Origin of the sequence: Nocardia sp. NPDC050435, from assembly GCF_040655395.1 — a bacterium.
Classification (GTDB): Bacteria; Actinomycetota; Actinomycetes; order Mycobacteriales; family Mycobacteriaceae; genus Nocardia.
In genome coordinates this window covers 181469-200874 of sequence record NZ_JBFAJW010000012.1, presented here as the reverse complement: position 1 = coordinate 200874, position 19406 = coordinate 181469, and the positions used below count along the sequence as shown (strand labels likewise).

General features: G+C 69.3%; 18 protein-coding genes. 11 read left to right on the top strand and 7 right to left on the bottom strand.

Annotation, left to right across the window (positions count from 1 at the left end; genetic code table 11):
• Window positions 1-126: 126 nt before the first annotated feature.
• Window positions 127-1203 (top strand): phospho-N-acetylmuramoyl-pentapeptide-transferase, encoded by a 1077-nt coding sequence (gene mraY / locus AB0I43_RS32530; protein WP_357433204.1) that lies wholly within the window; start codon window positions 127-129, stop codon window positions 1201-1203.
• An 8-nt stretch (window positions 1204-1211) separates the two neighbouring features.
• Here the strand turns inward: mraY and AB0I43_RS32525 are convergent, their stop codons facing one another.
• A complete protein-coding gene (locus AB0I43_RS32525) occupies window positions 1212-1361 on the bottom strand; it encodes a hypothetical protein (RefSeq protein ID WP_357433202.1) in 150 nt (49 codons plus the stop codon).
• Window positions 1362-1604: 243 nt separating this feature from the next.
• On the opposite strand from AB0I43_RS32525, the gene AB0I43_RS32520 reads away from it, so the two are divergent.
• Window positions 1605-1823 carry an EF-hand domain-containing protein gene (locus AB0I43_RS32520; RefSeq protein WP_356976507.1) on the top strand — a complete coding sequence of 73 codons (219 nt, stop codon included), beginning with the start codon at window positions 1605-1607 and terminating at the stop codon, window positions 1821-1823.
• A 53-nt stretch (window positions 1824-1876) separates the two neighbouring features.
• Here the strand turns inward: AB0I43_RS32520 and AB0I43_RS32515 are convergent, their stop codons facing one another.
• Window positions 1877-2497 (bottom strand): hypothetical protein, encoded by a 621-nt coding sequence (locus AB0I43_RS32515; protein ID WP_357433200.1) that lies wholly within the window; start codon window positions 2495-2497, stop codon window positions 1877-1879.
• A 135-nt stretch (window positions 2498-2632) separates the two neighbouring features.
• Between AB0I43_RS32515 and AB0I43_RS32510 the strand changes: the two genes are divergently transcribed.
• The gene (locus tag AB0I43_RS32510; RefSeq protein WP_356976624.1) at window positions 2633-3388 is read left to right on the top strand and encodes an SDR family oxidoreductase; all 756 of its coding nucleotides are present in this window, start codon (window positions 2633-2635) and stop codon (window positions 3386-3388) included.
• On the opposite strand, the gene AB0I43_RS32505 is transcribed toward AB0I43_RS32510, so the two are convergent.
• The 3 genes from AB0I43_RS32505 to AB0I43_RS32495 are packed head-to-tail and all read right to left on the bottom strand — an operon-like array spanning window position 3370 to window position 4840.
• On the bottom strand, window positions 3370-3687 hold the full coding sequence (locus AB0I43_RS32505) for a transcriptional regulator (protein WP_356976503.1): 318 nt from the start codon (window positions 3685-3687) through the stop codon (window positions 3370-3372). The genes AB0I43_RS32510 and AB0I43_RS32505 overlap by 19 nt on opposite strands.
• Window positions 3684-4148: a hypothetical protein gene (locus AB0I43_RS32500; RefSeq protein WP_357433198.1), complete on the bottom strand. Its 465-nt coding sequence runs from the start codon at window positions 4146-4148 to the stop codon at window positions 3684-3686. The genes AB0I43_RS32505 and AB0I43_RS32500 overlap by 4 nt, the downstream gene beginning before the upstream one ends.
• A 56-nt stretch (window positions 4149-4204) precedes the next feature.
• Entirely contained in the window at window positions 4205-4840 is a 636-nt protein-coding gene (locus AB0I43_RS32495) for a TetR/AcrR family transcriptional regulator (protein ID WP_357433196.1), read from the bottom strand.
• Window positions 4841-5098: 258 nt separating this feature from the next.
• On the opposite strand from AB0I43_RS32495, the gene AB0I43_RS32490 reads away from it, so the two are divergent.
• The 5 genes from AB0I43_RS32490 to AB0I43_RS32470 all read left to right on the top strand — a co-directional run bounded on the left by AB0I43_RS32490 (window position 5099) and on the right by AB0I43_RS32470 (window position 10892).
• A complete protein-coding gene (locus AB0I43_RS32490; protein WP_356976497.1) occupies window positions 5099-5713 on the top strand; it encodes a GNAT family N-acetyltransferase in 615 nt (204 codons plus the stop codon).
• A 152-nt stretch (window positions 5714-5865) separates the two neighbouring features.
• Window positions 5866-8073: an MMPL family transporter gene (locus AB0I43_RS32485; RefSeq protein ID WP_357433195.1), complete on the top strand. Its 2208-nt coding sequence runs from the start codon at window positions 5866-5868 to the stop codon at window positions 8071-8073.
• A 40-nt stretch (window positions 8074-8113) separates the two neighbouring features.
• Window positions 8114-8932: a class I SAM-dependent methyltransferase gene (locus AB0I43_RS32480; protein WP_356976493.1), complete on the top strand. Its 819-nt coding sequence runs from the start codon at window positions 8114-8116 to the stop codon at window positions 8930-8932.
• Between the two features lie 195 nt (window positions 8933-9127).
• On the top strand, window positions 9128-10450 hold the full coding sequence (locus tag AB0I43_RS32475) for a family 1 glycosylhydrolase (RefSeq protein WP_357433193.1): 1323 nt from the start codon (window positions 9128-9130) through the stop codon (window positions 10448-10450).
• 103 nt (window positions 10451-10553) lie between these two features.
• Complete coding sequence (locus AB0I43_RS32470) at window positions 10554-10892, top strand: hypothetical protein (RefSeq protein ID WP_357433191.1); 339 nt, start codon at window positions 10554-10556, stop codon at window positions 10890-10892.
• 135 nt (window positions 10893-11027) lie between these two features.
• Here AB0I43_RS32470 and AB0I43_RS32465 read toward each other — a convergent pair whose 3' ends face one another.
• Window positions 11028-13004, bottom strand: a complete 1977-nt coding sequence (locus tag AB0I43_RS32465) for a CocE/NonD family hydrolase (RefSeq protein ID WP_357433258.1) — start codon at window positions 13002-13004, stop codon at window positions 11028-11030.
• 206 nt (window positions 13005-13210) lie between these two features.
• Window positions 13211-13909 (bottom strand): WHG domain-containing protein, encoded by a 699-nt coding sequence (locus AB0I43_RS32460; RefSeq protein ID WP_357433189.1) that lies wholly within the window; start codon window positions 13907-13909, stop codon window positions 13211-13213.
• 194 nt (window positions 13910-14103) lie between these two features.
• Here AB0I43_RS32460 and AB0I43_RS32455 point away from each other — a divergent pair, with 194 nt between their 5' ends.
• From AB0I43_RS32455 to AB0I43_RS32445, 3 genes are all read left to right on the top strand, one after another.
• Window positions 14104-15831, top strand: coding sequence for a GMC family oxidoreductase (locus AB0I43_RS32455; RefSeq protein WP_357433188.1), 1728 nt, complete (start codon window positions 14104-14106; stop codon window positions 15829-15831).
• Between the two features lie 142 nt (window positions 15832-15973).
• Entirely contained in the window at window positions 15974-17869 is a 1896-nt protein-coding gene (locus tag AB0I43_RS32450) for a VWA domain-containing protein (protein WP_357433186.1), read from the top strand.
• A 215-nt stretch (window positions 17870-18084) separates the two neighbouring features.
• Window positions 18085-19404, top strand: coding sequence for a lipase family protein (locus AB0I43_RS32445; RefSeq protein WP_356976620.1), 1320 nt, complete (start codon window positions 18085-18087; stop codon window positions 19402-19404).
• Window positions 19405-19406 lie beyond the last annotated feature (2 nt).

Below are 19406 nucleotides of genomic sequence, written 5' to 3'. Positions count from 1 at the left end.
CGGCCGCTCGCGCGGCCCGGAAACGATTCGGCGGCAGCACTGTTCGGGGCCACCGCCCGGCCCGGGCCGGGCGCGTTCGGTTAGCCTGGCTGCGGTATCGGTCGGTTGGTCAGGTGGTGGGGGCGGATGAGGCAGATTCTTTTCGCGGCGTCGATTGCGCTGGCGGTGTCGATCACGCTCACGCCGGTGCTGATCAAGCTGTTCACGACCCGGCGCATCGGCCAGGAGATCCGGGTCGACGGCCCCAGTAGTCATCAGGCCAAACGCGGCACGCCGACCATGGGCGGGATCGCGATTCTGGCCGGGATCTGGGCCGGCTACCTCGGGTCGCATCTGGCCGGGATCCGCTACGACGTCGAGGCGCCCTCGGCCTCGGGGCTGCTCGTGCTCGGGCTCGCGACCGCGCTCGGCGTCGTCGGATTCCTGGACGACTCGATCAAACTGCGCAAGAAGCGCAACCTCGGGCTGACCGCGACCGGCAAGTACATCGGCCAGCTCGGGGCGGCGGTGGTCTTCGGCGTGCTCGCGCTGCGCTTCCCCGACAGCACCGGGCTCACCCCCGCCGCCCAGCATCTGTCCTATGTGCGCGATTACAGCATGGTGACCTTCGGCGCGCTCGTCTTCCTGCTGCTGACCTGTTTTCTCGTCGTCGCCTGGTCCAACGCGGTCAATCTCACCGACGGCCTGGACGGGCTGGCCGCCGGATCGATGAGCTTCGCGCTGGGCGCCTACGTCGTCATCACCTTCTGGCAGTACACCAACGCCTGCGCCACCACCCCGGCCGTGGGCTGCTACAACGTGCGCGACCCGCTGGATCTGGCGGTGGTGTGCGCGGCCGGAGTCGGCGCGTGTGTCGGATTCCTGTGGTGGAACGCCGCACCCGCCAAGATCATCATGGGCGACACCGGCGCGCTGGCCCTAGGCGGGCTGCTGGCCGGACTGTCGATCACCACCCGCACCGAACTGCTCATGGCCGTCGTCGGCGCGCTGTTCTTCGCCGAGATCCTCTCGGTGCTGCTGCAGATCGTCGTGTTCCGCACCACCGGCAACCGCCTGTTCAAGATGGCGCCGTTCCACCACCACTTCGAACTCAGCAAATGGGCCGAAACGACGGTCACCATCCGCTTCTGGCTCATCGCCGGCATCTCCGCCGCCATCGGCCTGATGCTGTTCTACGGCGAGTACCTCGCCGCCGTGGGCTGAAGACCCGGTCAGTACGGCGAGGCGTGGTACACGAACAGCAGCAACGCCCCGTATCCCAGCCCCAGCAGCACCAGGCACAGCAATGTCGCCGCGCAACAGAGCAGCACGATCGAACGCACCGCGCGGCGCACCGCGGTTTGTCTTCGCGCGGAAGTCATGAGCGAATACTGTCACGCGGGCACGCGATTCCGGCACGCGATCCACGGGTTCGATTGCGGCGGTTGCCTACTCGTCAGCCAGAGTGAGTGGCCGGTGCGGGATCCGGTCGAGCACCGTCGGCGCCCGGTACACGGCGCGGTGGCGTTCGACTGACTCGCCCCGCCCTGCGGATTCGCGCCCGCGAGAAGGTGCGATACTCCGGTGGCTAGCTCGGAAGTCGGGTGCGAAAGAAGGAGTGGGTTATGGGTGGGTTCACCGTTGCCGAGGCCAAGGCGGTGTTCGGGAAGGTCGATGTGAACAGCGACGGCTTCATCACCCTCGACGAGTACGTGCAAGCCGTTGAGGCGTACGGTTTTTCGACCGAGGCGGCCAAGCGGGCGGCGCTGTCCATCCTGGAGAAGGCCGACCTGAACAAGGACGAGAAGATCAGCCTCGAGGAGTTCCTGACCCTGGTCAGCTGAACCGAACAGCGGCGGCCGCACGAGAATTCGCGCGGCCGCCGCTGCGTGGCAGGTCAGTTGTAGACCGCACCGAAGGACGGGACGGAGATGACGCCCAGCTGGTACTGGAAACCGTCGGGATGGGCGTCGCTGACCGGAACCGACCAGCGGTGCCACAGCGAGCCGTAGACCGCGGCGACGATCATGCCGCGGCCGGTGTCGAGCACACGGCTGCGAATGGTGGTGTCGACCGGAACGTCGTTGTGCTCGGTGAGCACCTCGGTGCCGCTGCGACCGTTGGACAGGTTGTACCAGACCACCTCGAGTTTCGCGCCCGCCTGATTCGGCGAGATGGTGCCGGGGCCGCCGAAGAAGCCGAACCGGAAACCGTCGGTGTCCAGCGCGATCCCGGACCCGTAGACACCCGGGCCCGCACCCCGGCCGATATCGGACTGGGCCGGGTATTGGAACGGCTGCGCGGGCAGCGCCGCCGGCGCGCGGCCGGGCAACGCCTGCCCGGCGAGCAACCGGTCGATGGCCTGCGCGGCGGCCGGGTCGGCGACCGCGCGCAACTGGCGGGCCGCGGCGGGCCAGTCCAGCGCGGGCGCCTCGGCGGCGGCCGGACCGCCCCCGAGCACCAGCAGAGCGGTGGTGGCCGCGGCAGCGGCCAGACGAATCGAACGCAAACGACGCATAGCCGAGTTCTCCTGAAGTCGGGGGTATCGCGCGAGCGAATTTCTGCCAGCTTGCCAGCGACGGCCAACCGCCGAAACCGCGACACGCCGGAGCAACTCGCCGAAAACGTCGCCGCGCGCACCCACTACCCTCGGCTGGTGTCCACCTCGAAAATCGTCCTAGTCACCGGCGCCGGATCCGGGCTGGGTCGCGCCGTCACCGTCGCCCTCACCGCGGCCGGCCACCACGTCGTCGCCACGGGCCGCACCACCGCGACCCTCGCCGAGACCGTCACCGCCGCACCGGGACCTGGCACCGTCACCCCGATCGCGGCCGACGTCACCGACCCCGACGCGGTCTCCGCCCTGTTCGAGCAGATCAGCGCCCGGTGGGGCCGGCTCGACGTCCTGGTCAACAACGCCGGCATCTTCGGACCGACCCTGCCCGTCGAGGACGTGCCCGTGCAGCAGTGGCGGGCGGTGATCGACACCAATCTCACCGGATCGTTCCTGTGCGCCCAGGCCGCGTTCCGGCTGATGCGCGCGCAGCGACCGCGCGGCGGCCGCATCATCAACAACGGATCGATCTCCGCGCACACCCCGCGCCCGCACACCGTCGCCTACGCCGCCAGCAAGCACGCCATTACCGGCCTCACCAAAGCCCTTGCCCTGGAAGGCCGCGACCACGACATCGCGGTCGGCCAGATCGACATCGGCAACGCGGCCACCGAACTCACCGCCGGCATCGCGGCGGGCGCTCTCCAAGCCGACGGCAGCGTGCGCCCCGAACCCACCATGGCCGCCGCCGACGTCGCCACCCTGGTCGCGCACACCATCGACCTGCCGCTGAGCACCAACATCCCGTTCCTGACGGTGATGGCGACCGGCATGCCCTACCTGGGTCGCGGCTGATCGCCGCCGGCCGCGCCGGCGACGATCTCCCGCAGCGCCGCGATGTGCCCCTCGAACGCTTCGCGCCCGAGCGCGGTCAACCGGGCCCGCACCCGGCGGCGGCTGCCCTCCAGGCGGCGTTCGGTGCTCACATAGCCCGCACCCTCGAGGGTGGCGAGCTGCTTGGACAACGCCGAGTCCGACAACCCCGATCTGTCCTTGAGATAGGCGAATTCGGCCCAGTCGGCCGCCGCCAGCGTCGCGACCAGCCCGAGTCGGGTGCTGGGATGAATCAGCTCGTCGAAGCGCGCCACGCTCACGCCCGCACCCGCCGGCGCAGCGTGCGCAGGATCTCCGGACCGCCGAACCCGGTGATCGCGGCCACCAGCACCGCGGCCCACAGCCCGGCGTGCACGGCGCCGTCGGCGTCCAGGGCCAGCGCGGCCGCGACGGTGAGCGCGACGAGCGCGATCAGTATGCCGATCACGACCAGCGCCGCCCGGCGCCCGGCCACGGCGACGCTGACCTGCAACCGACCGGTGCGGCGGCGGCCGTCGAGCAGGCGCGCGGCCAAGGCCGCGTGCCCCGCGCCGAAGGCGATGGTGGCGGCCACGACCAGCCACCACGGCCCGAACTGGCCGATCGCGCCCAGCGCCAGCCAGCCCGCGGCCATCGCCCACCAGTAACCGCGCGGCAGTCCGACCTCCTCGGCCACCTGCTCACGGGCGCGGTCGGCCGCGTCCAGAGCGGCGCGGGCCTGGTCGGGAGTGATGTTGTCCATGACGCCTCCTCACTTTCCTATCTGGAAAGTAAGACTCCACTTTCCTGACAGGAAAGTCAAGGCTGGAAGTCCGCCGGAAAAAAGCGCGCCGCGATCCCGTCGCACAGCAACGCCACACTGGCCTCCATCAACCGATCCAGATCCAGATCCAACCCCGCGGCCCCGCCGTCGAAAATCTGCACCAGCGTCGGATAATCCTCCGGACTCACCAGCGCCGCCACCTGCTCGGCCGAAGACCGCAAACCCAGCGGACGATCCTCCGAGGTCACCAGCAACGCCAGCCCCTGCACCAGGCTCGACACCGACAAACACACCGTCAGCACCGTCTCGCGCGCCATCCCCGGCCGATGCACCGCCGCGAACGGCCGCTCCAGCGAATCCAGCAGCGTCGGCCCCACCGGCGGACGCGTCTGCGCGAGCACCGGCAGCATCCACGGATGCCGCCGATACAACTGCCACTCCCCCCGCGCCTCGTACAGCAACGCCTCCCGCCAACCCGCCGAAGTCGTTGCCGGCGGCGGAATCTCGGCCATCGTCAACTCCGCCATCTCCGAGAGCAACGTATCCCGATCCGGGAAATGCCGATACAGGCCCGCCGTCGCCACACCCAGCTCGGTCGCCAGCCGGCGCATCGACAACCCCTCCAAACCCTCCGCATCGGCCAGCGCGACCGCCGCACGCACGATCGCCACCGTCGTCAACCGCCGCGGCGGCGTACGCCGCGGCGCCGCCGACTGCCGCCGCGCGCGATACGCCCGCGCCTGACACGACCGCGAGCAATACCGCCGCCGCCGGCCCCGCGCCGGCCGGGCCACCTCGACACCGCACACCACACAGCCGGGAAGTTCCCTTTTCGTCACGACATCCAGTGTGACGAAATTGTCGTAAGCGCGTCGACACCGCCCTACCGTGGCTTCCGAAGACACCGTTCACACCGGGAGGTTGCACAGATGGATACACAGCTGAAAGTCCGCCGCGCGGAACTCGACGAATTCCCCGTCGTCGGCCCCGTCTTCGCCGAGGCCAGCGCCGACGAGGAAGTATGCCGCTGGATCGTGCGCGACCACCCCGACATCGCCGAGCTCTACCGCACCCAGCACGCCCCCGCCATGCTCGAACAAGCTCTGCACGAAGACGAAGTCTGGATCGCCGAATCCGGTGACGAGATCTGGGCCGTCTCGATCTGGCAGACCGTGCGCGACCACCAACGCCTCGACCGCGCCGTCGCCGAAACCCGCGCGATGTACGAACAGGCCCCCGTGCCGCCCATGCGCCGCCTGCGCGCCCTGACCACCCTGCTCGCGCAAACCCACCCCACCGACCAGCCACACCGCTACCTGCAGGTCATCGCCACCCTGCCGCAGCACCGCGGCAAAGGCGCCGGCGCGGCCATCGTCACCGAACGCGCCAAAGCCGCCGCCGACGCGGGCCTGCCCGCCTACCTCGAAGCCTCCACCGAACGCTCCGCGCGCCTCTACGCCCGCTGCGGCTTCGACCTCGAAGGCGACCTGATCCAACTCCCCGAAGACGGTCCCCTGTTGCGCCCCATGTGGTTCCGCGGCTGACCCGACTCCGCCCCGGGGGCCGTGCCGCGGCCACGGCCCCCGGCGAAACCCACACACCGCACCCCCACCGAAATCGGTACCTTTGGTGGGATGCGCAACGGCTCCGCGAGATTCAGCACGGCAGTCCCCTCCACCCGCACCGGAACCCGCTGATGTTCGCGCGCTGGGGCGCCCTGGTCACCCGGCTCCGATTCCTCGTCCTCGCCCTCGTCACCGGCGCACTGCTCGCCCTCGGCGCCTACGGCGCCGACCTCGACGAACACCTCAGCGGCGGCGGCATGTTCGACAACGGCTCCGAATCCGCGCAAGCCGCGCGCATCGCCGACCGCGCCTTCGGACGCAGCCACGAATTCGACGTCGCCGTCCTCTACACCGCACCCGCCGGCACCACCGTCGACGACCCCGAATTCAGCCGCACCATCACCGACAGCCTCAATCGCCTGCCGCGCGAACACCCCCGCTACATCGGCGGCATCAACGCCGCCTACTGGCCCGGCGTCACCGCGACCCTCACCGGCGCGGCCGCAGCCACCCCCGACAAAACCCAGGCCATCGCTCTCATCGCCCTGCGCGGCGACAACGACACCGACATCATGCGCAGTTACCGCAATGTCAAGGACGCCTTCACGATTCCCGGCATCGACGTCCAGGTCGCCGGGCTGCAACCCCTCGCGGGCACCCTCAACGACAAGATGGCCGAAGACATCCACCGCGTCGAAATCCTCGCCCTGCCCGCCGTCGCCATCCTGCTGTTCTTCATCTTCGGCGGCGTCGTCGCGGCCGCCCTGCCCCTCATCGTCGGCGGCCTCACCATGCTCGGCGCCAACGGCGTGGTGCGCTTCGTCGCCACCTTCACCGAGGTGAACTCCTTCGTCGAACCGATCGTCACCATGATCGGACTCGGCCTGGCCATCGACTACGGACTGTTCATCGTCAGCCGCTTCCGCGAAGAACTCGCCGCCGGACACGACACCCAGGCCGCCGTGCGGCGCACCGTCCAGACCGCCGGCCGCACCGTCCTGTTCTCGGCCACCATGATCATCGTCAGCCTCGGCGGCATGCTGATCTTCCCGCAGGCCTTCCTGAAATCCATGGCCTACGGCGCGATCGCCACCGTCTCCCTCGCCGCGCTCACCGCCGTCACCGTGCTGCCCGCCATCCTCGCCATCCTCGGCCCCCGCGTCGACCTGCTCGGCTTCGAACGATTCCGCAAAGCCCGCAGCCCCGAGAACACCCGCTGGGAACGCTCCACCGCCTGGGTCCAGCGCCACCCCCGCAAACTCGCCGTACCCCTGTGCCTGCTGCTGCTGTTCCTGACCGTGCCCGTCGGCAACCTCATCTTCGGCGGCTTCAGCGAACGCTACCTCCCACCCGACAACCCGACCCGGCTCGCCCAGGAAGCCATCGACACCGCCTTCGACCAAAAACGTTCCGACCCCCTCGAACTCGTCTTCGTCTCCGACAACCCCCGCGCGATCGGCACCCTGGTCAAACAGGCCAACGCCGCACCCGGGCTCACCGAGAACTTCAAGATCCCCTCCTCCTCCACCCGCGAACGCGGCGTCTACCGCACCAGCACCCTGCTCGTCGACTCCGACCAAGCCGGCACCACCATCGACTACCTGCGCCGGATGGACGTCCCCGACGATGTCACCATGCTCGTCGGCGGCATGCCCGCCATGCAGAAGGACAGCATCGACGCACTGCTGTACCGGATTCCGGTGATGGTCGCCCTCGTCCTGTTCCTCACCACCGTGCTGATGTTCCTGACCTTCGGCTCCCTGATTCTGCCGATCAAGGCCGCCCTGATGAGCGCACTCGGACTCGGCTCCACCCTCGGCATCCTCACCTGGATCTTCGTCGACGGCCACCTCGCCGGGCTCCTCAACTTCACGCCGCAACCGATCCAGTCCAACGTGCTCGTCCTCATCATCGCGATCATCTACGGGCTCTCCACCGACTACGAGGTCTTCCTCATCTCCCGCATGGTCGAAGCCCGGGCGCTGGGCGCGAGCACCACCGACGCCATCCGCATCGGCACGGCACAGACCGGCGGCATCATCACCGCGGCCGCGCTCATCCTGCTCGTCGTCACCGGCGCCTTCGCCTTCTCCGACCTGGTCATGATGCAGTACATCGCCTTCGGCATGATCGCCGCGTTGTTCATCGACGCCACCCTGCTGCGCATGCTTCTGGTCCCCGCCGTCATGCAGTTGCTCGGCGACCGCTGCTGGTGGGCGCCGGAGTGGATGCGGCGCGTGCAACGCCGGGTCGGGCTCGGCGAACCGATTCTCGATCCACCCGCGACCGGCGAAAGCGGTTTCCACAGCCGCACTCCGGGGTACGCTCGCGCCAGATAACACGCGGAGTCACACCGGCCACTGGACCGAAGGACCACCGATGAAATCTCCCACGGGCGCGTTCCGTCATCTCGACGCCGAATACTCCGATCCCACCGCGCTGCAGGTCCGGATCGACACCCACCGGCGCTACTCGGAGCAGCCACACGATCCGCAGGCCGACGTCCTGGCCGCGATCGACCTCACCGGCGGCGAATACCTCGCCGACATCGGCTGCGGCGACGCGCGTTTCCTGGCCGGCCTCGCCGCGGCCGGTCACCACGGCCCGCTGATCGGCGTCGACACCTCCGCGGCCATGGTCGCAGCCGCCGACGTCATTCCCGGCGTCCGCGGCATCCTCGCCGACGCCACCCGGATGCCGTTCGAGGACAACACCTTCGACATCCTCACCGCCCGGCACATGCTGTACCACGTCCCCGATCCGGCGGCCGCGCTGCACGAATTCCGCCGGGTCACCAAGCCCGGCGGCACCGTCTGCGTGGTGGTCAACTACCCCGAAACCTGCCCGCGCATCCGCGAATTGATCATCGCGCACGCCGCGACCTACGGCATCACCCGCGACGACGCCCCGCCGTACACGGTGCATGCCGAAACCCTCCCGCCGCTGCTGGACGCGGCTTTCGGCACCGCGCACCTGCTGCACCGCGACAACGCCCTCGTCATCGACAGCCCGGAGCCGCTGATCCGTTTCGCCGAGGCGCTGTTCACCTTCGACGGCATCGCCCCCGACCATCCGAACCGCGCCGCCATTCTCACCGATCTCACCGCCGACATCGAGGATTGGTTCAAGTTCCACCCCGGCGAAGCGTGGCGCGATCCCAAGGGCTATCTGGTCGCGACAGCGAGCGTTCCTGGCTGAGCGCCGCTCTCGTCTGTGCGGGGTTTTTGTTTTTTGGTTCTATATGCTGCATATAGTTAGATGCGCATATCTACCTACTGGGATGTTTTACTTCTAGGGGCAGAGTCCTGCAATTGCCCATCGATCCTCCCCCGTTTCGGACGTTCGACCAGTTAGGCTGCCGGACAAGTGATCACCGAATCCCGCAGGAGACCCATGCGATCGCTCAGCCGCCGCCAAGCCCTGGCCGCCATGTCCGCTTCCGCCGCCGCGCTGCTGGTCACCGCCGCACCGGTGCAGGCGCGGCCCGCTCCCCCGGACCTGGTCGCTCCCCTGGGCCCGGATTTCCTGTGGGGCGTAGCGGCGTCGGGGTATCAGGCCGAAGGGCACGCACCGGACAGCAATTGGTCGCGCTACGTGGCGGCCGGCAAGACCGAGGATCCCTACCTCGAATCGATCGACTTCTACACCCGCTACCGCTCCGACATCCAGCTCGCCGCCGACCTCGGCGTCAAGGTGTACCGGATGGGCATCGAGTGGGCGCGGGTCCAGCCGGAGCCGGGCCGATGGGACGAGGACGGTTTCCGGTTCTACGACAATGTGATCGCCACGATCAAGGCCGCCGGGATGCGCCCGATGCTGACCATCGACCACTGGGTCTACCCGGGCTGGGAGGTCGACCGCGGCGGGTGGGGCAACCCCGGCATGGTCGAGGACTGGCTGGCCAACGCGCGCCGCGTCGTCGACCGGTACGCCCCCGCCGACCCGATGTGGGTCACCTTCAACGAACCCGCCATGTACGTCATCAACGAGACCCGTCACGGCGGCATCGCCGCGACGGCCGTGCCCGCGATGAACGAGCGGCTCGCCCAGTCCCACAACAGCATCTACGACTACATCCACCAGGTGCAGCCCGGCGCGATGGTGACCAGCAACGTCGCCTACATCCCCGCCGCCGACGACCTGGTGAGCGGCGCGATGATCTCGCGCATCGCGCACAAACTCGATTACATCGGTATCGACTACTACTACGGCCTCTCCCCCGACACCCTGGTCGGCGGCTTCAGCTTCACCGAGCTCTGGAAGAACTCGCTGCAACCGGAGGGCATCTACTACGCCCTGCAGCACTACGCCCGTGCCTTCCCCGGCAAACCGCTCTACATCGTGGAGAACGGCATGCCGACCGAGAACGGCCACCCCCGGGACGACGGCTACACCCGTGCGGATCTGCTCCGCGACACCGTCTACTGGCTGCAACGCGCGAAAGCCGACGGCATCAACCTGATCGGCTACAACTATTGGAGCCTCACCGACAACTACGAGTGGGGCTCCTACACACCGCGTTTCGGCCTCTACACGGTCGACGTGCTGACCGATCCGAGCCTGACCCGCAAGCCCACCGACGCCGTCCCCGCCTACACCGCGATCACCCGCGCCGGCGGCGTCCCGCCGGCCTATCGCCCCACGCGCGCGCCGAAGGCGTGCTCTTTCGTCGACGCCGTCGCCAGCTGCGCCGACCCGGTGACCGTGCCGGACTGAGCGGTCTGCGTCGACCGGGTCACGATCCCGGGGTCCCCGGAAAACCGCGTGCCCCAGCCGGTTCCGCGCTGTTAGTCTCAGCTCGCCTATCCGGGGAGGAATCATGGCGAGCGGAAACGGCCCACTCGGGGTGATCCGGCAGGTCGGTGGACTTGCCTTCGTGGCGGGAGCCATCTGGCTCGGAATCTCGCTCTTCGCGGCGAACGCGGATCCGGGAGCGACGCCCGAGTGCGACGGCAAACGCATGTCTCCCGGCGACAAGTGCATTGTCGTCGGCGGCAGCGGCGAGAGTTTCACCTACGAGTCGAAGCTGGCGGATCAGCGCGACGGACAGGAGCGCGGCGAACGGCACACTCCGCTCGCGATCGCGCTGACCGGGGTGGGCGCCGTCGCCTACGGCGGTGCGATTGCCGGTCAGCGGCGCACCGCTGTCGCCGGATAGCGCACGCGGAGAACGCCTTTCGCGCGCACTCCGGCGACGCACCCGGCTGCTCCGATCCATCGCCGGGAACCGCACCGACGCGCGGACCGGCGAGCGATCGCCTGCGACCCCGGCCTTCCAGCCGGGGTTCCCGGCCTACCAGCCGGGGTTCCCGGCCACCGGAATGTTCACCCAGCTCGGACGGTTCGGATCCAGCTCCAGGTGCTGCGGCTGGAGCTCGCTCTCGTTCAGCAAGGGCCGCAACGGAATTCCGCGCGGGAAATTCAGCGCGTAGACATCGATGCGCAGCCGGTGCCCGGGTTGCAGCACCCCGTCGGTGGCCGGGAGCCCGAGGTCGATGATCGTGGGTTCGCCGGGCACCAGGGGCAGCCGATCTTCCAGGGTGAGGATCGGGTAGGGCTCGGTGTAATCCCCGTTCGGGCTGCGCGCCGATTTGGCGTCGTCGACTTTCCGGAGCGAGGCCTGCAACTGTCCGCTGGTCCAGACCGTGGAGCGGCCGTCGGGCGCGACGTCGTTCACCGTGACCGCCCAGTAGCCGTCGGTGGCGTCGAGCACCGTGTTCAGGTGCACCGCGATCGGGCCGGAGATCTGGGTGGGTTCGGTGACCGGCGCGCTGGTGAAGGTGAGGCCGTTGGTTTCGTTGATCCGGTCGTCCTTCGCGCACACGTCCAGCAGGGCGGTCAAACCCGCTGTGCCCGTAGCGGAGTCGCGTGAGCAGACGCCGGTCAGGCCCGGCGCGACGGTCAGGCGCGCCGCGCCCCGCGGCTCGGCGGTCAGGCTGCCGTCGTGCAGGCTGCGGGCGGTGCCCGATACGGCCGGATCGAGGTACATGCGCCGGTAATCCATGCCCGGGCGCGGGAATTCGGTGGTGCTGGTCCAGCCGCCGCCCTGCTGCCACACGGTGACATCGGCGTAGCTGTCGATCCCGTTGTCGATGCCCTTGAGCCACTTGTCGAACCAGGCGCGCTGCAGGACGTCCAGGCGCGGCGGGCCGCCCGGCAGGCCCATGCCGCTGCCGGAGGTGAGGTGGTAGGTGTCGCCCATGATCAGTTTCTTCTGACCCGCGGGTACGTTCACCGCCTCGAAAGCGCGAGGCGAGGAGTAGGTGAAGATGTCGTGCCAGCCGCCGTAGACGAACGTGGGGATCTCGATCCGTTCGGGATGTCCGAGCCAGGCCGTGCGCAACAGCGAATCGTCGGTGAGCAGATCCATCAGGTGCTCGGGGACCTCGGCGATGCTGGGGACGGTCAGCGCTGCCAGCAGATAGTTGAAGAAGGTCAGCGGATCGGCGGCGCGGTCGGCCAGCCATTTCGTATCGAAGCGGCCGGTCAGCACCGACTGCACGTCCGGAACCAGTTTGAGCCCGTTGACGCCGAGCAGCCACATCGGCAGAAAGCCGATGCCGACGCCGCCGCCGGTGGCCGCGATGTCGCGGATCAGGTCGCTGCCGGGCACGATCGGGAAGATCGCCTTCAGCGCCGCGGGCTTTCGTTCCGCGGTCTGCATCTGGTTGATCGCGGAGTAGGAGACGCCGCTCATGCCGACGTCGCCGGTGGACCAGGGCTGGCGGGCGGCCCAGTCGACGACCTCGACGCCGTCCTGCTGTTCGCGTTCCCCGAAGACCTGCCAGATCCCCTGGGAGAAGCCGGTTCCGCGCACGTCGACCACCACCTGGGTGTAGCCGCTCTGCACGAGTTTGCGATCGACCGCGAAGGAGCGGCCCAGGCCCGCGGGCAGCACCCGGGTCAGCTCGGTGAGCCCGCCGAGGCCGTAGCCCGACAGGTCGAACCCTTTCAGCGCCTCGACCAGCAGGTCGCTGAGCACCGGGACGCTCTGGGCCGAATCCGCGATATTGCTCAGCAGTTTCGAGTACGGGGTGAGGTTGACGATGGTCGGCGTGCGCTCGGCGGCCGGCACGCCGGCGGCGTCGGCGGGCCGGTAGACATTGGCCTTGAGGACCGTGCCGTCGCTCATCGTGATGGGCACGTCCCAGTCGATGTGCACCTGCGGGTAGGTCCGGGGGCCGTCGTGGGTCGCGGTCCAGGCCGCGCCGAGGGCGCCGCCGTCCGGCGTCGCGTGACCGGACTGCGCCGAGACCAGACCGGCGCTCATCGCGAGGACGACCCCCAGGGTGACCATGGTCCGGAATAAGCGTCGTCGCTTGTGCATACTTCCCCGCTCGGTATTGGCGTCCCAGACAACGCCGCTGTCCTACCCGCGGGTAACAGTAACGGCCGCCACAATGCCGAGCAATAGTGTCTTGGGGCACAGCACAGCCCGATTGGGCACCGGCCACAAGCTCTGCACCGCAGCCGGATTCAGGTGCGGAACCCGAGCATGTCGAGCAGCGCGCCGAGTTGCAGCTCGAACAACTCGTCCCGATCGGCGAAGGTCTCCGGGCCGTACATGTCGAAGACATCGCCGCTGACCAGGCCGAACAGCGAGGCCCACAGGGTGACCCCGCGCACGATCAGCCAGTCCGGCAGATCCAGGTCGAATTCGCCGCGGATCGCCGCGAAGCTGCCGGTGAGCGGAGCGGAGACGACCGGAAGCGGATCGGGCGCGGTGAGCTGCCCGCGCTCGTGGGCGCGCGCGAACAGCCGCTGCATGGCGAGGATGACGCGGGTGCCGGGCGCGGTGGTCTGCTCGACCGGGGCGTCGTAGCCGGGCACCGGGGTGCCGAAAAGCAGTCCGTACCGGGCGGGTTCGGCCAGCGCCCAGGCGCGGACGGTGCGCGCGAGGACGAGCAGCTGTTCGCGCGGATCGTCGGGCGCGTCGGCCAGCGCCGCGTCCACGGCGTCGCCGAGCGCGGTGTAGCCGTCGATGACGAGCAGCGTCAGCAGTTCGTCGCGGCTGCGCACGTATCGGTAGACGGCCGAGGACACCACGCCCAGATCGCGCGCGACCGCGCGCAGCGACAGCGCGGCCGCGCCGTCGGTGGCCAGGTGGTCGCGTCCGATCCGGACGATGTCCTCCATGGTCTGGGCGCGAGCGCGGGCGCGGGGCGTCGTCGGCATATCGGACACGGTGCACCATTCGGAGAGCGTTGTCAACAATAGCGAGCACCGCTCCGGAACAAGCCGCCCACACCCCTTGACGGGCCGCGCACCGCCGTCGTCAACTGAGGGAAAACCCGAGCGTGAGCCGCACCACTACTGGAGAGTAGTGTTACCGACAGTCACAGAAGACCGGCATCGAGGGAGTTCTGCACATGGACCAGCGGGCGACGGATTTCGACGTACTCATCGTCGGCTCCGGATTCGGCGGCAGCGTCACCGCACTGCGGTTGGTCGAGAAGGGCTACAAGGTCGGCGTGCTCGAGGCCGGCCAGCGCTTCGCCGACGACGAGCTGCCCAAGACCAGCTGGGACCTGCGCAAGTTCCTGTGGGCCCCCGCCCTGGGCTGCTACGGCATCCAGCGCATCCATCTGCTGCGCGATGTGCTGATCCTGGGCGGCGCGGGCGTGGGCGGCGGCTCGCTGAACTACGCGAACACCCTGTACGTGCCGCCGGAGCCGTTCTTCCAGGATGCGCAGTGGCGCGACATCACCGACTGGCGCGACGAGCTCACCCCGTACTACGAGCAGGCACAGAAGATGCTCGGCGTGGTGCGCAACCCGCACATGACCCCGGCGGACGAGGTGTTCAAGAAGGTCGCCGAGGACATGGGCGTCGGCGACACCTTCGTCCAGACCCCGGTCGGCGTGTTCTTCGGCGAACCCGGCGAGACGGTGGCCGATCCCTACTTCGGCGGCGTCGGCCCCGAGCGCACCGGCTGCGTGGAGTGCGGCGACTGCATGGTCGGCTGCAAGTTCGGCGCCAAGAACACGCTGGTGAAGAACTACCTCTATCTCGCGGAAAAGGCGGGCGCGCAGGTCATCCCGATGACCACGGTCGACGGCGTGCGCCCGCTGCCGGACGGCACCTGGGACGTCTCCACCCGCCGCACCGGGGCCCTGCTCCGCAAGCAGCCCCGCACCTACACCGCGAAGAACGTGGTGCTCGCCGCCGGCACCCGCGGCACCCAGCAGTTGCTGTTCGCCATGCGCGACAAGGGCGTGCTGCCCGAGCTCTCGGACCGCCTGGGCGTGCTGACCCGCACCAATTCCGAGTCGATCGTCGGCGCGGCGACCAAGAAGGTCACCCCGGGCGTCGATTTCACCAAGGGCGTGGCGATCACCTCCTCGATCCACCCGACGCCCGACACCCACATCGAACCGGTCCGCTACGGCAAGGGCTCCAACGCGATGGGCCTGCTGCAGACGCTGATGGTCGACGGCGGCGGGCGCATTCCGCGCTGGCTGCGCTTCCTGCTGCTGGTGCTGCGCCGGCCGCTGGACCTGTTCCGCTTCCTGTCCACCCGGAACTGGAGCGAGCGCACCATCATCTCGCTGGTGATGCAGCATCTGGACAACTCGATCACCACTTACACCAAGCGCGGACTGTTCGGGCGCAAGCTGACCTCGAAACAGGGCCATGGCCAACCGAATCCGACCTGGATCCCGGCGGGCAACGACGTCACCCGCAAGGTGGCCGCGGAGATCGGCGGCATCGCCGGCGGCAGCTGGGGCGAGATCTTCAACATCCCGCTGACCGCGCACTTCCTCGGCGGCGCGGCGATCGGCGCGGACGCCGAACACGGTGTCATCGACGCCTACCACCGGGTGTACGGCTACCCGACGCTCAGCGTGGTGGACGGCGCGTCCGTCTCGGCCAATCTCGGCGTGAACCCGTCGCTGACCATCACCGCGCAGGCCGAACGCGCGGCGGCGTACTGGCCGAACAAGGGCGAGCAAGACACTCGGCCCGAGCAGGCCGCGGGCTACCAGCGCATCGCGCCGGTCGCGCCGAAGCAGCCGGTGGTGCCCGCGAGCGCGCCGGCCGCGCTGAGCCTGCCGATCGTCGAGATCCGGCGCGCCGGCGAGAACGCCACAGCCTGAGCGAGACACCGCATTCGGGGATAGCATCTGGGTGCTATCCCCGTTTTGCTGTTCGCATTTCGAGTGGCTATCGCTACATCCGTTGCAGTAGTGTCCGGAACGCCGCGAATGTCCGGGTGCGGCGGAACGGAGTGTGGATAGCGTGTTGCGTCTCGCGAAGGTCGTCGTTCTCGCCGCGGCGGGGGTGATCGGCCTGCTCCCCGGGGCCGCACCCGCCGTCGCCCAGGAACCAGCGCAGCACAATCCGGAGTACGCGCCCACCATGCTGGTACTCGACGCCTCGGGATCGATGCTGGCCGCCGATCCGGGCGGCGGCAGCAAAATGGACGCGGCCAAGAACGCCGTACGGACGTTCGTCGGCGCGGCGCCGGACGCCTCGAAGGTCGGCCTGACCGTCTACGGCACGGGCACCGGCTCCTCGGACGCCGAGAAAACCGCGGGCTGCCAGGATGTCACGCAACTGCGCGGCGCCGAGCCGCTCGACAAAGCCGCGCTGACGACGGCCGTCGACGGGATCGTGCCCAGCGGTTTCACCCCGATCGGGGCCGCCCTGCGCAAAGCCGCGCGGGCACTGCCCGAGGCGGGGCCCAGCTCGATCGTGCTGGTGTCCGACGGGCTCGACACCTGTTCCCCGCCCGATCCGTGCGAGGTCGCCAAGGAGCTCACCGCCCAGGGGCACCAGATCGTCATGCACGCCATCGGTTTCGGGGTCGACGCGCCCTCGCGCGCCCAGCTGACCTGCCTGGCGCAGACCACCGGCGGTACCTACACCGACGCCGCCGACGGCAGGACCCTCGAGCAGGTCCTCCCCCGCGTCAGCGCGACGGCGTTGCGGAACTACACCCCGGCCGGCACCCGCGTCCAGGGCACCGCGCAGTATCGCGACGCGCCGGCGCTCGCGGCGGGTCAGTACCTGGACGTGCTGTCCCAGAAGACCAGGCGCCACTACGCCGTCGACATCCCGGAGGGCTCGACCGCCTACTTCAGCGGCACGGTGTCCTTCCCGCGCCGGGACGGCTCCGCGCTGTTCGCCAACAACTCGCTCACACTGCGGGTGTACGGCGCGGACGGGCAGGACTGCAATGTGTTCGAGAGCGAGCAGGCCACCCGCTCCTCCGACGGCGTCGCCCTGACCGTGGGCACGGTGTTCACCAAGGCGGCCGAACCGAAGACCGGTGCGGGCGCCGACAAGTGCCGCGGCGGCAGACGCTACTACTTCGCGCTGGAGTGGTCGAATGTCGGCGAGAACGCGCCCGAACAGCTGACGCTGGAGATGAATGTCGGTCTGGAATCCGGGGTTTCGGATCCCGGCCCGCCGCCGGCCCAGACCGCGCCGGTCGATTTCACTACGCCGCCCGGGCCCGCCCGGCCGGTGGTGGGCGGCGGCTCGTTCAACGTCGCCACGGCACTGCCCGGTTCGGGTCTCTACTCGGATACGTTGCAGCGCGGGGAGTTCGTGTTCTACCGAGTGCGGGCGGAATGGGGCCAGGGCCTGGCCTATCGGGTCCGCTACGGCGACACGGGCAAGCGCGGCAGCGCCTATGTCTCCAATGTGGCGACGACTCTGTACACCCCGTTCCGCACCGAGGTCGACAGCGACACCACGGCCTACACCGGGAGCGAGACGGTGCTGCCGTCGCACGACGCCGCCCTGGCCACCGTCCCGATCCGGTATCGCAATCGCGACGCGGACGTGGTGAAGGTGCGGGAGCAGTCGGTGCCCGGGTGGTTCTACATCGCGGTCAAACTCAGCCCCGGCATTGAGCCCGAGGTGGCACGCACCGCGCCGGTGCCGATCGAGCTGGAGGTCAGCGTGACCGGCGCACCGGAGGCCGGTCCGGTCTACCGCGCCGCGGCGGCGGACGGGGCCTTCGGCGAAAACGGCGGGCCCGCGGCGAAAGAGCAAGGGACACAGGCCGCTCCGGCGAGCGAATCGACGGGCATCGCACCGCTGGCACTGGCCGCCGGGGTGGCCCTCGTGCTCGTGATCGGCGGTGTCCTGCTGGTCGTCGCACTGCGGCGGCGCGGCCGCCGGTAGCGCGGCGGCGGGCCGGGACGCGCGATTCCCGGCCCGCCGACCCGAACTGTCTCGGACAACCTTTACAAGTACGTCTCGGTCTGGCTAGTCTCACCTCCAGCATTGAGACATAGACGTCTCAATCTTGCCGAATGGAGTGCGAGATGGTCCGACGTCGGTGGCTGCCAGGGAAATCGGTGGCTGTCGCGGTAGCTCTGCTGTTGGCTGCCGCCACCCTGAACACCGCGGTCGCCGGCGGCACCCCGGAGGGCACGGTGCCGGCCGCACCGGCCGTCGCGCTGCCACCGGAGCTGGATCCCGGGTTCTACCGTCCGCCCGCCGCGGTGGTCGCCGCGAAGGCGCCGGGCGAGATCATCGCCGCGCGCCAGGTCCAGGTGGCCAACGCGGGCCTGATCCCGATCAACGTCGACGCCTGGCAGGTCTCCTACCGCTCCAACAACTCTCGCGACGAGGCGATCGCCGCCGTCGCCACCGTGCTGAAGCCGCGCGGTTCCGCGCCGGACAAGCTGGTCTCCATGCAGATCGCCGAGGATTCCCTCGCCGCCTACTGCGCCCCGTCCTATGCCGTGCGGCAGTGGTCGCTGGCGACGTTCCTGGGGCAGATCGTGGCCCCGCTGGAATTCGTCATCGCCCAGGGCGCGCTACAGCAGGGCTGGGCGGTGGTCATCCCCGATCATCAGGGCCCCGACAGCGCCTTCGCCGCCGGACCGCTGGCCGGGCGCATCACCCTCGACGGCATCCGCGCCGCCCGCGACTTCGCGCCGATGCGGCTGGCCGAGCAGACCCGCGTCGGTCTCTACGGCTACTCCGGCGGCGCGATCGCCACCGGGCACGCCGCCGAATTGCAGCCGAGCTACGCGCCCGAACTGAACATCGTCGGCGTTGCCGAAGGCGGCGTCCCCGCGGACTTCGGCCCGCTGCTCGACATCGGCAACGGCCAGATGTGGTCCGGGATGATCATGGGCGCGGTACTGGGCCTGGGCCGCGAGTATCCGGACTTCGGCGACCTGCTCCGCCGTGATCTCGACCCGCTGGGCCAGGGCCTGGCGGTGCTCAAAGGCGGGCTGTGCGTGCAGTACAACACCGCGCTGTTCCCGTTCATGAACATGAAGGGGCTGCTGCGGGTGCCCGAGGGCGATCCGATGCGCAACCCCGTCGTGCGCGCCACGCTGGACAAGACCCGCATGGGTCAGGCGGTGCCCGGCGCCCCGATGTTCATCTGGCAGGCCAATCCCGACGAGCTGGTCCCGGTCGGGCCGGTGAACACGCTGGTGGACACCTACTGCCGGAACCCGGCCGCACGGGTGCAGTACGTGCGCGAGCACCTCGGCGAACACGTCAGCACCGAGGTCTCGGGCACGGCGACCGCACTGCTGTGGCTGCGCGATCGGCTGGACGGGGTCCCGGCCGAACACGGGTGCAGCACCTCCGACGCCGGCCTGATGGCACTGAACCCCGCGGGCCTGGCGCTGCTCGGGCAGACCTTCGGCGAGACCGTCGCCTCGTTCTTCGGCAAGCCGATCGGCGTGAAATAGCC